The sequence below is a fragment of the Aureimonas sp. AU20 genome, assembly GCF_001442755.1.
Classification (GTDB): Bacteria; Pseudomonadota; Alphaproteobacteria; order Rhizobiales; family Rhizobiaceae; genus Aureimonas.
On the sequence record NZ_CP006367.1, the window covers coordinates 1,154,954 to 1,172,000 of the forward strand.

Below are 17,047 nucleotides of genomic sequence, written 5' to 3' on the forward strand. Positions count from 1 at the left end.
CCTCTTCCATGTCGCCTCGTCTTGAGCTTCAGTCCGTTTCGAAGCGCTTTCCGGGCGTTGTGGCGAACGACGACATCTCCTTTTCCGTCGCCCCCGGCGCCATCCATGCGCTGCTCGGCGAGAACGGGGCCGGCAAGTCCACGCTGGTCAAGATCATCTACGGCGTGCAGGGCGCCGACGAGGGCACGATTCTGTTCGACGGCCGCCCCGTGCGCGTCGGCTCGCCGCGCGAGGCGCGGCGTCTCGGCATCGGCATGGTGTTCCAGCATTTCTGCCTGTTCGAGGCGATGACGGTGCTGGAGAACATCGCGCTCGGCATGGACGATCCGCCGCCCCGGCGCGCGCTGGAAGCGCGCGTGCGCGAGGTGATGACCAGCTATGGCCTCGCGCTCGACCCGCATCGCGAAGTCCACACGCTTTCGGTCGGCGAGCGCCAGCGCATCGAAATCGTGCGCGCCCTGCTCGGCCGGCCCAAGCTCCTGATCATGGACGAGCCGACCTCGGTCCTGACGCCGCAGGAGGTGGAGGCGCTCTTTGCTGTGCTGCGCCAGCTGCAGGGCGAGGGCTGCTCGATCCTCTATATCTCGCACAAGCTGGACGAAATCCGCACGCTCTGCTCGACCGCCACCATCCTGCGCGGCGGGCGCGTCGTCGGCACCTGCGACCCGCGCGCGGAAACCGCGCGCTCCATGGCCGAGCTGATGATCGGCGGTTCGCTGAAGGCGCTCTCGCAAAAGCCCGCCAGCAGCGCCGGGGCCGAGCGGTTCGCGGTCTCCAGCCTGTCCGCCCCCGGCCTGCTGCCTTTCGGCACGAGCCTGAAGGAGATCGGCTTTTGCGTGCGCGCGGGCGAAATCCTCGGCATCGCGGGGGTGGCCGGCAACGGGCAGAACGAGCTTCTGGAAGTGCTGTCCGGCGAGCGCACGGCCGGCGTTTCCGGCCGCATTGCCATCGACGGACGCGAACTCGGCCAAGCCGGCGTCTCGGCGCGGCGCCGGGCGGGGCTCGCCACCGTGCCGGAAGAGCGCAACGGCCACGCCGCCGTGCCGGACATGACGCTAAGCGAAAACGCCATCCTTTCGGCCCGCGCCCGCAAGGGGCTGGCCTCAGGGGGCCTCCTGCGCACCGCAGCCGCGAGCCGTTTTGCCGAGGGGGTCATCAAGAGCTTCGGCGTCAAAGCGACGGGGCCGCGCGCCGCCGCGCGTTCGCTCTCGGGCGGAAATCTGCAGAAATTCATCATGGGCCGCGAGATCGGCCAGGAGCCGACCGTGCTCGTCGTCTCGCAGCCGACCTGGGGCGTCGATGCGGGCGCCGCCGCCTTCATCCGGCAGGCGATGATCGACCTCGCTGCGCGGGGCGCGGCCATCGTCGTGGTCAGCCAGGATCTCGACGAGCTTCTGGAACTCTGCGACCGGCTGGCCGTGATCAACGAGGGGCGCCTGTCGCCCGCGATGGAGGTGAAGGGCATTTCGATCGAGCGCGTCGGCCTTCTGATGGGCGGCATCCATGGCGAGCCCCATGCGGAGGTCGCCGCCTGATGGCTCCGCGCTTCGTTCCCCGGCGCGAGCCGAGCCGCACCATGCTCTTTGCGACGCCCGTGCTCGCGGTGGTGCTGACGCTCGTTGTCGGCGCCGTTGTTTTCACGCTGCTCGGCTATGACGGGTTCGGCGCCGTGCGCGAGATCTTCGTCACACCCCTGTTCAACCCCTATCGCTGGCAGGACCTTCTGGTAAAGGCCGCGCCCTTGGCGCTGATTGCCGTCGGCCTTTCGGTCGGCTTTCGCGCCAATGTCTGGAATATCGGCGCCGAGGGGCAATACGTCATGGGCGGCCTCGCCGGCACCGGTGTCGCGCTTCTTACGCTCGAGATGACCGGCCCCTGGATCCTGCCGTTCATGGTCGTGGCCGGCATCGTCGGCGGCGTGGTCTGGGCGGCGATCCCGGCGCTTCTGCGCACCGCGCTCGGCGTCTCGGAAATCCTGTCCAGCCTGATGCTGAACTACGTCGCGATCCAGATTCTCTATTATCTCATGCGCGGCCCGTGGAAGGACCCGATGGGGTTCAACTTCCCGCAGACGGCCATGTTCTCGGCCGACCAGACCCTGCCCTTCGTGGTGCCGGGCACGCTGATCCATCTCGGCATTCCTGTGGCTCTCGCTGTGGCGCTGGCGCTCTGGTTCGCCGTGTCGCGTACGGTGGCGGGCTTTCAGGTCCGCGTCGTCGGCCTCAGCCCGCAGGCGGCGCGCTATGGCGGCTTTCGCGAGAACCGGGTGGTCTGGATGACGCTGGCCCTTGGCGGCGCGTTGGCCGGGCTGGCCGGCATTTTCGAGGCGGCAGGACCCTTCGGCCAGATGGTCCCCGCCTTTCCCGTCGGCTACGGCTTCACCGCCATCATCGTCGCCTTTCTCGGCCGGCTGCATCCGATCGGCATCGTTTTGGCCGCCCTCGTCCTGGCGCTGACCTATGTCGGCGGCGAAAGTGCGCAGACCGCGATCGGCCTGCCGGCGGCGGCGATCGGCGTGTTCCAGGCCATGATGCTGTTCTTCCTGCTCGCGGTGGACGTTCTGGTGCGCTACCGGCTGGCGCTCGGCGGCTCCGGCGGGCTAGGCGGCCCCGCGCCCGCGACGCTGGCGCCCCCGGCGGGCGCGGCGACGCTGCCCGAAGCGAACAAGGCGAAGGGCGAGGTGACGGCATGAACGAAGCGCTCGTCGTCGCCATCATCGTCGCCATCGTTACCTCCGCCACGCCCATCCTGATCGCGGCGCTGGGCGAACTGGTGGTGGAGAAGTCGGGCGTCCTCAATCTCGGCGTCGAGGGCATGATGCTGATCGGCGCCGTCACCGGCTTCATCGTGTCGGTGACGACCGGCGTGCCGGCCCTGGGCGCGCTGGGCGGCATGGCGGCGGCGGCCGCCGCCTCGCTGATCTTCGCTTTCCTGACGCTGACCCTTACCGCCAACCAGGTCGCGACCGGTCTGGCGCTCACCATCTTCGGCACCGGCGTCTCGGCGCTGGCGGGCGCCTCCTTCGTGGGCATCACCACGCCGATCTTCGGCCCGGTCTTTCCCGCTTCGCTCAGCACCGATCCGATCTGGCGCGTCCTGTTCGGCTATTCGCCGATCGTCTACGCCTCCTTCGCGCTGACCTTCGCGGTCTGGTGGTTCCTCAAGCACTCTCGCGCCGGCCTCGTGCTCCGCGCCGTGGGGGAGAGCGACGCCTCGGCCCATTCGATCGGCTATCCCGTTCTCAAGGTGCGCTATTGCGCGGTGCTGTTCGGCGGCGCCATGGCGGGGCTGGCCGGCGCCTACTATTCGCTGGTGCTGACCCCGATGTGGGCCGAGCGGCTGACCGCCGGGCGCGGCTGGATCGCCATCGCGCTCGTGGTCTTCGCCTCCTGGCGGCCGGGCCGGCTGCTGCTCGGCGCCTATCTCTTCGGCGCCGTCATCACGCTGGAACTGCAGGCCAAGGCGGCCGGCTGGTCGCTCTTTGCGCCCGAGTTCCTGACCAGCCTTCCGTATCTCGCGACGATCCTCGTCCTCGCCCTCATCTCGGGCCGGGCGCGCACCCGCAGCGCCGCGCCCGCCTGCCTCGGCAAACCCTTCCGGGCCTCGGCCTGACCCCGCACCATCGCAAGGAGTGTTCGATGATCCTTCTCAATCGCCGTCAGGTTCTTCTCGGGGGCGCCGCGCTCGCCGCCACGCTGGCTATCGGCGCGCCCGCCTTCGCCCAGGTGAAGGACCGCCCGGTGAAGGCCGCCTTCGTCTATGTCGGCCCGATCGGCGATTTCGGCTATTCCTTCGCCCATGACCAGGGCCGCAAGTATCTGGCCGAAAAGCTCGGCGACAAGGTGCAGACGAGCTATGTCGAGAACGTCGCCGAAGGGCCGGACGCCGAGCGCGTCATCCGCCAGCTCGCGCAGGACGGCAACGACATCATCTTCGCCACCTCCTTCGGCTTCATGAACCCGACGCTGAAGGTCGCCAAGCAGTTCCCGAACGTGAAGTTCGAGCACGCCACGGGCTACCAGACCGCGCCCAACATGAGCGCCTACAATTCGCGCTTCTACCAGGGCCGCGCCGTGCTGGGCACGATCGCCGGTATGATGTCGAAGTCCGGCAAGGCCGGCTACGTCGCCTCCTTCCCGATCCCGGAGGTCGTGATGGGCATCAACGCCTTCACGCTCGCCGCCCGCAAGGTGAACCCGAAGTTCGAAACGCAGGTCGTCTGGGTCAATTCCTGGTACGACCCGGCCAAGGAAGCGCAGGCCGCCTCGGCCCTGTTCGACCAGGGCGCCGACGTCATCACCCAGCACACCGACTCGCCCGGCCCCTTGCAGGAAGCCGAGAAGCGCGGCGCCATCGCCTTCGGTCAGGCCTGGGACATGACGAACTTCGCGCCCAAAGCCCATATGACGGCGATCGTCGACCAGTGGGGCCCGTACTATGTCAGCCGCGTTCAGGCGGTGATGGACGGCACCTGGAAGCGCAGCGACGTCTGGCTCGGCATGAAGGAAGGCGAGGTCGAGATGGCCCCGTTCAATGCCGCGATGCCAGACAACGTGAAGGCCGCCGCGCAGAAGATCGTCGACGAGACCAAGGCCGGCACGTTCGAGATCTTCACCGGCCCGATCAAGGATCAGTCCGGCGCCGAGAAGATCGCCGCCGGAACGGTCGTGCCGGATGCGGACCTTCTGAAGATGGACTGGTACGTCGAAGGCGTGCGCAACTAATCGCCACGGCTCGCGCTGGCGGCCGTCTGGCGCGGTTCGCTGCGCTTCCGGTGCTCACGGACGGCAAGTCCGCTCCGCTCCGGGTCTCGCGACTCCACGCCATACGACTCGCCATCACGACCCTCCTGTCGCGCCCTGAGAGAAGGGTGCGCCAGTCCAGAGAAAGCCGCGAAGGGCGCGCCTCGCGCCCTTCGCTCCCAACGCCTGCTCCTCCCACCGTCTCCTGAACGGCGAGGGGCCCGCAAAGGCACATCGGATTCATTTTGGGGCGTTCCGCGACAAGGGGGCGGCGCTTCGGGGGTCATCCCATGTGGACCTATTTCGCCGAATGGCTGCAATTCGCCGTGCGCTGGGTGCATGTCGTCACCGCAATCGCCTGGATCGGCTCGTCCTTCTACTTCATCGCCCTCGACCTCGGCCTGCGCAGGCCGCATGGCGCGCCCTTGGTGGGCGTCGGCGGCGAGGCCTGGCAGGTCCATGGCGGCGGCTTCTACCACATCCAGAAATACATGGTCGCCCCGCCGCACATGCCGGAGGACCTGACCTGGTTCAAATGGGAAAGCTACGCCACCTGGCTGTCGGGCGCGGCGCTCCTGTTCCTCATCTATTATCTCGGGGCCGATCTCTATCTCATCGACCCCGCTCGCGCCGACCTGCCGGCCTGGGGCGCGACGCTGATCGGCATTGCCGGCCTCGCGCTCGGCTGGGTCGTCTATGACGCGATCTGCAAGTCGCCGCTCGGAAAGAACGATTCCACGCTGCTCGGCATCGTCTTCGTCTATGTCGTGGCGGCCAGCTTCGTGTTCAGCCAGCTCTTTTCGGGGCGCGGCGCCATGCTGCACACCGGCGCCATGATCGCGACGATCATGACCGCCAATGTCGCCATGCTGATCATCCCCAACCAGAAGATCGTGGTGGCGGACCTCAAGGCCGGGCGCTCGCCCGACCCGCGCCTCGGCGCGGCGGCCAAGCAGCGCTCGCTGCACAACAACTATCTGACGCTGCCCGTCATCTTCCTCATGCTCTCCAACCACTATCCGCTCGCCTTCGCGACGGAGTGGAACTGGGCGATCGCCGGGCTGGTGCTGCTGATCGGCGCCGTGGTGCGCCATTTCTTCAACACCAAGCATAAGACGGGGCAGCATCTCTGGTGGTGCTGGGCCGTGGCGGGCGTGCTCTTCGTCCTCGTCATCACGCTTTCGGGCGCGCCGGGCTGGCGCGCCTCGACGGCGGACGTCGCGTCCTCCACCAATTCCAGCCTCGACTTTCCCGCCGATCCGCAATTGGCGCTGGCGCGCTCGCCGCTCTTCCCGGAGGCGGAATCCATCGTCCAGTCGCGCTGCTCCATGTGCCATGCACGCAAGCCGCTCTGGCCCGGCATCGGCCATGCGCCCAAAGCCGTGCTTCTGGAAAACGGCCGCGACATCGTGCTGAACGCCTCGCTGATCGAGCGGCAGGCCGTGCGCTCGCATGCCATGCCGCCCGGCAACATCACCGGCCTCGAGCCCGAGGAGCGGCTGACGCTCTCGCGCTGGCTGGAGTCCGGCAGCGGCCGCTTTCGCCCCTGACGCCCGCCTAACCAGCCAGACTCTGGCCCTGCCGCGCCGTTGGGGGTAAACCCTGAGACCATGACCGACATTCTCTTTCCCCAAGGCGGCACGCTCGCCCTGCGCGCGCGCGTCCTGTCCTACGAGGTGCAGCACCTCGCCCCCGGCCAGACGCCGGCCGCCCGCTTCATCGAGGACGGGCTCGTGGTCGTGCGCGACGGCTCGATCGAGGCCGTGGGCGAGGCCGGCGACCTGCTGCCGACCCTGTCGCCCGATCTCTCCGTCACCGACTACCGGCCCTTCCTGCTGACGGCGGGCTTCATCGACCCGCATCTGCACATGCCGCAGACCCAGGTCATCGCCTCCTACGGCACGGAGCTGATGGAATGGCTGGCCAAATACACGTTCCCCGAAGAGTCCCGCTACGGCGACCCCGCGGTGGCGGACGCGGCGGCGCAGTTCCTGCTGCATGAACTCCTGCGCAACGGCACGACCACGGCGGTCGCCTTCTGCACCTCGCATCCGCAGTCGGCCGAAAGCTTCTTCGCGGAAAGCGCCCGGCTCGGCCTTCGCATGATCGGCGGCAAGGTCATGATGGACCGCAACGCCCCGCCGGCGCTGACCGACACGCCGGAGCGCGCCCATGACGAGACGCTGGCGCTCGTCCAGCGCTGGCACGGGGCGGGGCGGCTGGAGGTGGCGCTGTCGCCGCGCTTCGCGCCGACCTCGAGCGAGGCGCAGCTGGAGGTGGCCGGCGCGCTCGCCGAGGCGCATCCCGACATGGCGATCCAGACGCATCTTTCCGAAAACCTCGGCGAGATCGCCTTCGTCAAGGAACTCTTCCCCTGGGCCGAGGACTACACCGCCATCTACGAGCGCTACGGGCTGGTGCGCCGCCGCGCCCTGTTCGGCCATTGCATCCACCTGTCGGAGCGCGAGCGCGCCGCGCTCGCCGACCATCAGGCGACGGCGGTGTTCTGCCCGACCTCGAACCTGTTCCTCGGCTCCGGCCTGTTCGACCGCGACGCGGCGCTCGCGGCCGGGCTGCGCATGGGGCTCGCCACCGATATCGGCGGCGGCACGTCCTATTCCATGCTGCAGACGGCGGGCGAGGGCTACAAGGTGCTGGCCCTGCGCGGCCAGCGCCTGCCGGGCCACGCCGCCTTCTACATGATGACCGCCGGCAATGCCGACGCGATCGGCTTCGGCCACCGCATCGGGCAGGTCGCGCCCGGCTTCGAGGCGGATCTGACGCTGCTCGACGCGCGCGCCACGCCGGCCCTGCGTCAGCGCGCCGAGCGGATCGAGACGCTGGAGGAGGAGCTGTTCGCGCTGGCGACGCTGGGCGACGACCGCTGCGTGGTCGCAACCTACGCGGCCGGGCGCCGGCTCCATGCGCGCGGCGTCAGCGAGCCGCCGCCGCTCGCTCATGGCGGGCTGGCCGGGCCGAGCAGCTAAAAATCATCGTGAGCCCTGCGCCTCCCCTTGCGTGAGGGGCGGCGGACGGCGAAGGAACGACAACCCGCCGGACCAACAGACCGGCGCGGGGCAGGAGGGACAGGCATGAGACTGGTGCGATTCGGAGAGCCGGGGGCCGAGAAGCCGGGGCTGATCGACGAGGAAAACCGCATTCGCGACCTGTCGGGCGAGATCGACGACATCGCCGGCGCGGTTCTTTCGCGCCAGGGTCTGGAGCGGCTGCGTGCGCTCGACCCCAAGAGCCTGCCCAAGGCCGACCCGAGCCACCGGCTGGGCGCGCCGGTCGCCGGCACACGCAACTTCGTCGCGGTCGGCCGGAACTATGCCGAGCACGCGGCCGAGACCGGCTCAGAGACGCCGAGCGAGCCCCTCCTGTTCAACAAGGCGGTCAGCTGCATCGCCGGCCCGCGCGATGGCTTCGCCATTCCCAAGGGTGCCACCCAGGTCGATTGGGAAGTCGAGGTCGCCATCGTCATCGGCGAGCGCTGCTATCAGGTTTCCAAAGAAGAGGCGCTGGATTACGTCGCCGGTTTCTGCCTGTGCAACGACGTGTCGGAGCGCACGTGGCAGAAGGAGCGCGGCGGGCAATGGCTGAAGGGCAAGAGCGCCCCCGGCTTCGGCCCGCTCGGCCCCTGGCTGGTGACGCGGGACGAGCTGGAGAACCCCGGCGCGCTGGAACTCTGGCTCGACGTCAACGGCCAGCGGAAGCAGACCGGCACCACGGCCGACATGATCTTCGACTTCGCCACGATCGTGTCCTACGCCTCGGAATTCTTCGCGCTGGAGCCGGGCGACATCGTCACCACAGGCACGCCGGCAGGCGTCGGCGCGGGTATGAAGCCGCCGGTCTTCCTGAAGGCGGGCGACATCGTGACGCTGGGCAACGCGCATCTGGGCGAACAACGGCAGGTCGTGTCCGGCCAGCCCGAATAAGAGCGTAGCCGGGGAGAGAAACGGCGCTCCATGACTGGATGAATCGGGTTTGCCCTCTATTCCTTTGCCAAGAACGGGGGGACCGCTCTCCCGTCGTTGCAACGGCAAAGAAGGTTCGTCCATGGCTCTCCCCGAACCCGTCGCGGTCAAGCCCAAAAAGCGCGCGGCCTCGCAGGCCGCCGCCCAGGAGCAGTCGCTCTCCTGGCTGAAGGAACTGGCTGCCAGCCGCGTGGTGATCGAAGGCGTCGAACCGCTGATCGACGGCGGCAGATTCGCGGTGAAGCGGGTCGAGAACGAGCCGCTGACGGTGACGGCCGACATCTTCTCCGACGGCCACGAGATCATCGCCGCCGCGCTCATCACCCATGGCGGCGAGATGGAAGGGCTGGAAACGCCCTTCGTCTTCATCGGCAACGACCGCTGGGGCGCCACCGTGCGCTTCAGGACGCCCGGTCCCTATCGCTATTCCATCATCGCCTGGCGCGACGTGTTCGGCACCTGGGCGAGCGACACCAAGAAGAAGCGCGACGCCGGCGTCGACATCGCGCTGGAACTTCGCGAGGGCGAGCTCTTGCTGGAGCAGGCCGCCGGCTCCGGTCGCGGCTCGCGCGAGGACGGCAAGGCGCTGAAGGATCTGCGCGGCCGGGTCGAGAAGCTGCGCAAGCTTAAGGACGAGGACGCGCTCTACGCCCTGTTCATGCAGGGCGAGACGATCGAGCTTCTGCGCCGGGCCGGCGTGCGCGCCAACCTGACCCGCCACCCCGGCGAGGTGCCGGTCTGGGTGGACCGCGAGGCGGCGGGCTTCTCGGCTTGGTACGAGCTGATGCCGCGCTCCCAGTCCGGCGACACGGCGCGGCACGGCACGTTCGACGACGTCATCGCGCGCCTGCCCGACATCAAGGACATGGGCTTCGACGTCCTGTATTTCCCGCCCATCCACCCGATCGGCAAGATCAACCGCAAGGGCAAGAACAACAGCGTCACCGCCAAGCCGGGCGAGCCCGGCAGCCCCTATGCGATCGGCTCGGACGAGGGCGGCCATAAGGATCTGCATCCGCAGCTCGGCTCCTTTGCCGACTTCCAGCGCCTCGTCACCCGCGCGGCCGACCATGGGCTGGAACTCGCGCTCGACTTCGCCATCCAGTGCTCGCCCGACCATCCCTGGATCAAGCAGCACAAGGGCTGGTTCGACTGGCGGCCCGACGGCTCGATCAAATACGCGGAGAACCCGCCCAAGAAGTATCAGGACATCGTCAATGTCGACTTCTACGGGCCTGATGCGATCCCCTCTCTCTGGGTCGAGCTGCGCGACATCGTCCTGTTCTGGCTGGACAAGGGCGTGCGTATCTTCCGCGTCGACAATCCGCACACCAAGCCCTTCCCCTTCTGGGAGTGGATGATCGCGGAAGTGCGGGCGGTGGACCCCGGCGTGATCTTTCTGGCGGAGGCCTTCACCCGGCCCAAGCTCATGAAGCGCCTCGCCAAGGTCGGCTATAACCAGAGCTATTCCTACTTCACCTGGCGCAACCTTAAATGGGAGCTGCGCGAATATCTGACCGAGCTGACGAAGGAGGAATGCGCCGAATACATGCGGCCGAACTTCTTTGTGAACACGCCCGACATCAACCCGCTCTTTCTCCATACGAGCGGCCGGCCGGGCTTTCGCATCCGCGCCGCGCTGGCGGCGACGCTCGCCGGCAATTACGGCGTCTATTCCGGCTTCGAGCTGTGCGAATACGAGCCGCTCGTCACCGGCAAGGAAGAGTACAAGGACTCAGAGAAATACGAGGTCCGCGCCTTCGACTGGAAGCGCGAAGGGCATATCCGCGACGACTTCGCGCTGCTCAACCGGCTGCGCCGCTCCGAGCCGGCTCTGCGCGATTTTCGCAACCTGGAATTCTATCAGTTCTGGAACGACAACGTCCTCTATTTCGGCAAGCGGACGGCCGATCTCTCCTCGTTCATTCTCGTCATGGTGACGCTCGATCCGCACCAGCCGCAGGGCGGCCATTTCGAGGTGCCGCTCTGGGAATTCGGCCTTCCCGACAATGGCACGGTGAAGGTGGAGGACCTCGTGTCCGACCGTCAGTTCGTCTGGGCCGGCAAGGTTCAGCATTGGTGGTTCGAACCGGGGGAACTTCCCTACGCCATTTTCCGTCTTTCCGTCTGACGCGGGTGCAGCGCGGGTCGAGAGACCCGCGCTCCGGCCCTTTCGCTCGCTTTTGCCAGGCCCGCCGCGGCGGACCCATGACGATGATGGATGCCCATGACCGACACGCAGTCCAAGCCCGGCGCGGGCGCGCCCGACATGCTTCCCGCCTTCGGGCGTGTCGCTTCCCTGTCTGATCTCGTGGGCGCGGAGGGCGCCGCGCTGGAAGCGGCGCTCCGGCGCTTTCTCCAGCAGCAGCGCTGGTTCGCCGCCAAGTCCGAGCGGCTGGACGCCGTCTCCTTCGCGCCGCTCGGCACGGTGGACGGCGCGGGCGATGCGCTGGCCGGCGAGGCGGTGGTGCGCACGATTGATGGCGAGCAGCGCTATTTCCTGCCGCTCGCGTTGCGCCCACGCGGGCGGGGTGTCGGGGCCAATCTCCTGGCCGAGCTGGAGGGCGAGCGGGCGCTGGTGGACGCCACGCGCGACCCCGACTTCTGCCGGGCCGTGGTGGCACTGATCGCGGCCGGCGGCCGGACAGAGACCGGAGGCGGCGCATTGCGCGCCACGGCCTCCGCCGCCCGGGCCGAGCAGCTGCGCGAGGCGGTGGCGGTGGACCCATCCGATATCGCCCCTTTGTCGGGCGAGCAGTCCAACACCTCGGTCGGCATCGGCCGCGTCGCGATCCTGAAATTCTACCGCCTGCTGCGCGACGGCGAGCAACCGGAACTCGAAGTCACGTCCTTTCTGACGGAGAACACCGGCTTCACGGCGGCGCCGGCGCTGCTCGGCTCGCTGGAACTGTCGCGCGCGGACGGCAGCCGCGCGGCGGTGGCCGCCCTGTTTGAGCGCATTGGCAACGCAGGCGACGCGTGGGCCTCCGTCACGGGCTCGCTGGCCGCGCATCTGCGGGCGGGCGAGGGCGGGGCGGCCGAGTTCGCCTTCGATCCCGGCCGCACGATCGGGCGACGCACGGGCGAGATGCACGCCGCGCTGGCGAGCGAGACGGGCGATGCCGCCTTCGACCCCGAGCCGCTTGACCGCGTGTCGCTCGCCCGCATCGTGGACGAGGCCAAGCACGAGGCGGCCGGCGCCATCGCGCTTCTGCGCGGTGTCGAGGGCGGGGCGGATGTCGCCGCCGACATCGCGGCGCTGGGCGCGCGCGAGGGCGAGATCGCCCGCTGGTTCGAGAGCTTCGAGCAGCTGGAGCCGGCAGGCCGCCGCACTCGCATCCATGGCGACTACCATCTCGGCCAGCTTCTGGTGCGCGGTGATGACATCGTCATTCTCGACTTCGAGGGCGAGCCGGGCCGGCCTTTGCCTGAGCGCCGCGCCAAGACCTCGTCGCTTCGCGACGTGGCCGGCATGCTGCGCTCCTACGACTATGCCGCCTTCGCGGCGCTCGACTCTCTGCGCAGCGAGAACCCGGCGCTGGCCGAGCGGGCGCGGGACGCCGCCGAGCGCTGGCGCGACGAGACCTCCGCGTCCTTCCTTTCGGCCTGGGAGAGCGCCAGCGGCGTCGATCTCGCGGACGAGGGGAACGCGCGGCTGCTGGATCTCTTTCTGCTGCAGAAAGCCTTCTACGAATTGCGCTACGAGGCGGCGATGCGTCCCGCCTGGCTGTCGATTCCGCTGCGTGGAATCGTGTCCCTTCTCCAGAAACGACAGGTCCTTTGATGAGCCAGACCCAATCCGCCGCCAGCGGCATCGACCACGGCCTGCACGGGGACGAGGCGCGCGCGCTGGCCAGGGGGCTGCACGAGAACCCGTTCTCGGTGCTCGGCGCCCATCGCACTGAGGATGGCGGCGCGGTGCTGCGCGCCTTCCGCCCCGGCGCCGAGCGGGCCGAGGTGCTGGACCGCTCCGGCAAGCTGCTCGGCGAGCTGGAGCGCGGCGAGGTGGAGGGCCTGTTCTCCGGCGTGGTTCCGCAAGCCTTCGAGGACCATCGCTATCGCTTCTGGCACGGCGACGAGTCCTGGGAGGAGGAGGACACCTACCGCTTCGGCACGATTCTGGGCGATCTCGACATCTACCTCCTGAACGAGGGCCGGCATTACCGGCTCTACGAGAAGCTCGGCGCGCATCCGACCGAGATCGACGGCGTGAAGGGCGTGGCCTTCGCGGTCTGGGCGCCCAATGCTCGCCGCGTCTCGGTGGTCGGCAATTTCAACGCCTGGGACGGGCGGCGCCATGTCATGCGCAAGCGCGTCGACGCCGGGCTGTTCGAGATCTTCGTTCCCGGCCTCGACCGGGGCGAGGTCTACAAATACGAGATGATCGGCGGGCATGGCGAGGTTCTGCCGCTGAAGGCCGATCCGGTCGGCTTCCGCCAGGAACTGGCGCCCTCCACCGCTTCGATCGTGGAAGGACTGGTGGAGCACGATTGGGCGGACGACGCCTTCCGCGCCAAGCCGAGCGACTGGCAGGCCGCCGACAAGCCGATCTCGATCTACGAGGTGCATCTGGGCTCCTGGCGACGGGGCGAGAGCAACAGCTTTCTCGACTACGACACGCTGGCGCGCGAACTCGTGGACTACTGCCGCGACATGGGCTTCACCCATGTCGAGTTCCTGCCCGTGTCCGAGCACCCGTTCTACGGCTCCTGGGGCTATCAGCCGATCGGCCTCTACGCGCCGACCGCGCGCTATGGCGATCCGGCGGGCTTCGCGCGGCTGGTGGACGCCTTCCACCAGGCCGATATCGGCGTGCTTCTCGATTGGGTGCCCGGCCATTTCCCGACCGATATCCACGGGCTCGGCCGGTTCGACGGCACGGCGCTCTATGAACATGCCGATCCGCGCCGGGGATTCCACAAGGACTGGAACACGCTGATCTACGATTACGGCCGGACCGAGGTGAAGAACTACCTCGTCTCCAACGGGCTCTACTGGCTCGACCGATTCCATGTCGACGGACTGCGGGTCGATGCGGTCGCCTCGATGCTCTATCTCGACTATTCGCGCAATCACGGCGAATGGGAGCCCAACATCCATGGCGGGCGCGAGAACCTGGAGGCCATGGCCTTCCTGAAGGAAACCAACGAGCAGGTCGGCGGGCAATTCCCCAACGCCACGACCCATGCAGAGGAATCGACCTCCTTCCCCAACGTGTCGCGCCCGACCTATGCCGGGGGCCTCGGCTTCCACTTCAAGTGGAACATGGGCTGGATGCACGACACGCTGCATTTCATGCAGGAAGACCCGATCAACCGCAAATACCACATGCACCACATGACCTTCGGCATGGTCTACGCCTATTCCGAGAACTTCGTCCTGCCGCTCAGCCATGACGAAGTGGTCTATGGGAAAGGCTCGATCCTGGGCAAGATGCCGGGCGACTGGTGGCAGAAATTCGCCAATCTGCGCGCCTATTACGGGTTCATGTGGACCCATCCCGGCAAGAAGCTGCTCTTCATGGGCAGCGAGTTCGGTCAGGCCGAGGAGTGGAACCACGACCAGTCGCTTGACTGGCACCTTCTCGAATATCGCGAGCATTCGGGCGTGCAGCGTCTGGTGCGCGATCTCAACACGCTCTATCGCGGCCTGCCGGCGCTCTACGAGAACGATTGCGACCCACACGGCTTCGAATGGGTCGACACCTCCAATGTCGAGCAGTCGGTCCTGGCCTATCTGCGTAAGGACAAGAACGGCGGCGCGGCGCTGGTGGTCTGCAATTTCACGCCCAATGTCCACCATGACTACCGCGTTGGCGTGCCTCATGGCGGCTTCTGGGAGGAAGTGCTGAACACCGATGCCGAGATCTACGGCGGGTCGAATGTCGGCAATATGGGCGGGCGCGAGGCCGAGGAAGTCCACTCCAACGGCCGGCCCTTCTCGCTCTCGCTGAGCCTGCCGCCGCTTTCCACGATCGTCTTCGCGCCCCGGCGCGAGGCCCAGGCGCAGGTCGAGACCGAGCTGGGCGTCAAGCTGCTGGACGAACAGGATCTCGCCAAGGCGTGAAGCCTCGCCGGGCTTGAGTGAAAACCGAAAAGGCCGGAGCGATCCGGCCTTTTTTCATGAGGAGGATCGCTTGAGGATCAGGCGACGGCCGCGAGCGGTGGGGCCTGCTCGATCCGATCGCGCCCGAGCGTCTTGGCGCGGTAGAGCGCGGCGTCCGCCTGGCTCAGGAGCCGGGACAGGTCGGCATCGCGTCCGGTGGTATGGGCAAGGCCGACGCTGACGGTGGCATGGAGGCCAAGCCGGCCGAAGCCTGCGGCTTCGGCCGAGAAGCTGCGGGCGACGCGCTGGGCATCGCCGCGCACCTCCTCCAGGCTGCGCCCGGCCACCACGGCCACGAACTCTTCGCCGCCGAACCGGGCGATCAGGTCGATCGAGCGCAGCTCGCGCTCGGCGGTCCGGGCGAAGAGCTTCAGCACCTCGTCCCCGATCTGATGCCCATGCGTGTCGTTGATGCTTTTGAAATGGTCGAGATCGAACACCAACACCGAAACGGCCTCGCCCGTCTCGTCGGCCTCGCGCAGCCGCCGCTCCGCGCGCTCGAACAGGGCGCGGCGGTTGGGAAGGCCGGTGAGATAGTCGGTCTGGGACGCGGTGAAGAGATGCGCCTCGCCTTCCTCCCGCACCAGCGAGAGCAGCAGCATCGGGGCGGCGACGGCGAAAAGCACCGCCTCGAACATCGTGAGTTTGGCGAGCGAGGCGAGAATCACCGGGCCGCTCGTGAGGTCGAAGACCAGGAAGACCGCGACGCGCGCGACATAGAAGCCGGCGTGGAACAGGAAGACCAGCGCTGCCGGCCGCCGCGAGCGCAAGGAAAGGAAGGCCGCTCCGCGCCGCAGGACGAGGCCCGTGGCGCCCGAGATGAGGGCGATCGAGGCGCCGGCGAACATATGCCACTGTTCCAGCGTGATATGGGGAAACAGCGCGAAGCAAAGCGCGGCGAAGAGCAGCGCGCCAGCCCACCACAAGCGCGGAATGCTCTGATTGTTCAGCATCAGGACGCCGGCCAGCATCGTACCGTAGCCGCACATCATGAGAAGAAAGATCGGCGCGCGCTGGTGCGGGCTTTCGATCAGCGGGAAGACCGACAGGGCGCAGCCGGTCGCGAAGGCGACATGGCCGAGCGCCCAGCGGGCGAGGACGGTTTGCCGGTGCGGCTGGAAACGGCGCTCCCAATAGGTCAGCGATGCCGAGACGCCGAGCGTCCCAAGCACGAGCACATAGAGGGTGGAGAGGTCGATCTGCATGGATTTGCATCGCTCCTTACGAAGCGTAACTTAGCGTGCCGGTTTGAAAAGATCGCTTGCGAGAAACGGAAGATTTTAAACGAGGCGCGATGAGAGCGGGCGCCTATCGCGAAGGGAGCGATGCGTCCTCGGTCTCCTCGATCGGCACCATGTCGACGGAATGGTGATGGCGCTGCGGCCCGGAGGTCATGAGGACGCCGTCGATCGGCGCGACGTCGGCATAGTCCCGCCCGCGCGCCACCAGGACATGGTCTTCGCCGGCAAAGCAGCCATTGGTCGGGTCGAAGCCGAGCCAGCCCCCCTCCGGCCCCGTCCACACTTCGACCCAGGCATGCATGGCGTCGGCGCCTTCCAGCCTCGGCCGGCCGGGCGGCGGTTCGGTGCGCAGGAAGCCACTGGCATAGGCGGCGGGCAGACCGACGCCGCGCAGCCCCGCGATCATCAGATGCGAGAAGTCTTGGCACACGCCACGGCGCGCGGCGAAGGTCTCCTCCACGCCGGTCGAAATCGTGGTGACGCCAGCCTGGAAGCGAAAGTCAGAGCGGATGCGACGCGCCAGATCGAGTGTCGCTTCGCCGATCGGTCGGCTGAAATCGAGCCCCTCTTCGAGATAGGCCGCGACGCGCGCGGAAGGAGTGACGAGTCGCCCGGAGCCCAGGAAATGCAACGGGCTCTCGCCCTCGCTGGCGCGGGACTTTCGCGCCAGCTCGACGATGGCGCCGAGCGAGGGCGTCCGGGCAAGATCCGGCAGCGGCCGGTCCACCGCGACCCGGGCGCGCATCTCGATGCTCAGCGCCTCGTGCGGCTGGTCGATCAGGATATGGTCGATCGCGTTGCCGAAGAAGTCGGTTTCCGAAGCCGTTTCCGCCGGGGCGGGGGCGACTTCGAGCGAGAAGCGCTCGATACGCTGACCGGCGGTCTGTCGCGGCGAAACGCGCAGGATATGCCGGGCGTCGCGCACGAAGCCGGGATAGCTGTAGCCGATCGCGAGGCGGATGTCGTAGCGGCTCATGGG

Annotated in this window: 12 protein-coding genes; 10 read left to right on the plus strand and 2 right to left on the minus strand. The window is 67.8% G+C overall.

The features are described from left to right. Positions 1 to 8: 8 nt before the first annotated feature. From M673_RS05275 to glgB, 10 genes are all read left to right on the plus strand, one after another. Positions 9 to 1,535, plus strand: coding sequence for an ABC transporter ATP-binding protein (locus M673_RS05275; protein WP_061974209.1), 1,527 nt, complete (start codon positions 9 to 11; stop codon positions 1,533 to 1,535). Further along, positions 1,535 to 2,692 carry an ABC transporter permease gene (locus M673_RS05280; RefSeq protein WP_061974212.1) on the plus strand — a complete coding sequence of 386 codons (1,158 nt, stop codon included), beginning with the start codon at positions 1,535 to 1,537 and terminating at the stop codon, positions 2,690 to 2,692. The genes M673_RS05275 and M673_RS05280 overlap by 1 nt, the downstream gene beginning before the upstream one ends. Then, entirely contained in the window at positions 2,689 to 3,612 is a 924-nt protein-coding gene (locus M673_RS05285; protein WP_061974214.1) for an ABC transporter permease, read from the plus strand. Before M673_RS05280 ends, M673_RS05285 begins: the two co-directional genes overlap by 4 nt. 26 nt (positions 3,613 to 3,638) lie before the next feature. After that, on the plus strand, positions 3,639 to 4,724 hold the full coding sequence (locus tag M673_RS05290; RefSeq protein WP_061974216.1) for a BMP family ABC transporter substrate-binding protein: 1,086 nt from the start codon (positions 3,639 to 3,641) through the stop codon (positions 4,722 to 4,724). Between the two features lie 308 nt (positions 4,725 to 5,032). Next, positions 5,033 to 6,292, plus strand: coding sequence for a urate hydroxylase PuuD (locus M673_RS05295; RefSeq protein WP_061974218.1), 1,260 nt, complete (start codon positions 5,033 to 5,035; stop codon positions 6,290 to 6,292). Between the two features lie 60 nt (positions 6,293 to 6,352). After that, a complete protein-coding gene (gene guaD / locus M673_RS05300; protein WP_061974219.1) occupies positions 6,353 to 7,729 on the plus strand; it encodes a guanine deaminase in 1,377 nt (458 codons plus the stop codon). A gap of 105 nt (positions 7,730 to 7,834) precedes the next feature. Continuing rightward, the gene (locus M673_RS05305) at positions 7,835 to 8,683 is read left to right on the plus strand and encodes a fumarylacetoacetate hydrolase family protein (RefSeq protein WP_061974221.1); all 849 of its coding nucleotides are present in this window, start codon (positions 7,835 to 7,837) and stop codon (positions 8,681 to 8,683) included. A gap of 121 nt (positions 8,684 to 8,804) precedes the next feature. Next, on the plus strand, positions 8,805 to 10,853 hold the full coding sequence (locus M673_RS05310; protein WP_082639183.1) for an alpha-1,4-glucan--maltose-1-phosphate maltosyltransferase: 2,049 nt from the start codon (positions 8,805 to 8,807) through the stop codon (positions 10,851 to 10,853). A 96-nt stretch (positions 10,854 to 10,949) separates the two neighbouring features. Continuing rightward, on the plus strand, positions 10,950 to 12,506 hold the full coding sequence (locus M673_RS05315; protein ID WP_061974223.1) for a phosphotransferase: 1,557 nt from the start codon (positions 10,950 to 10,952) through the stop codon (positions 12,504 to 12,506). Continuing rightward, complete coding sequence (glgB, locus tag M673_RS05320; protein WP_061974225.1) at positions 12,506 to 14,788, plus strand: 1,4-alpha-glucan branching protein GlgB; 2,283 nt, start codon at positions 12,506 to 12,508, stop codon at positions 14,786 to 14,788. The genes M673_RS05315 and glgB overlap by 1 nt, the downstream gene beginning before the upstream one ends. A gap of 77 nt (positions 14,789 to 14,865) precedes the next feature. On the opposite strand, the gene M673_RS05325 is transcribed toward glgB, so the two are convergent. Further along, positions 14,866 to 16,032 (minus strand): GGDEF domain-containing protein, encoded by a 1,167-nt coding sequence (locus tag M673_RS05325; protein WP_061974227.1) that lies wholly within the window; start codon positions 16,030 to 16,032, stop codon positions 14,866 to 14,868. A 103-nt stretch (positions 16,033 to 16,135) separates the two neighbouring features. Further along, positions 16,136 to 17,044, minus strand: a complete 909-nt coding sequence (locus M673_RS05330; RefSeq protein WP_061974229.1) for a transglutaminase family protein — start codon at positions 17,042 to 17,044, stop codon at positions 16,136 to 16,138. Positions 17,045 to 17,047: the final 3 nt, after the last annotated feature.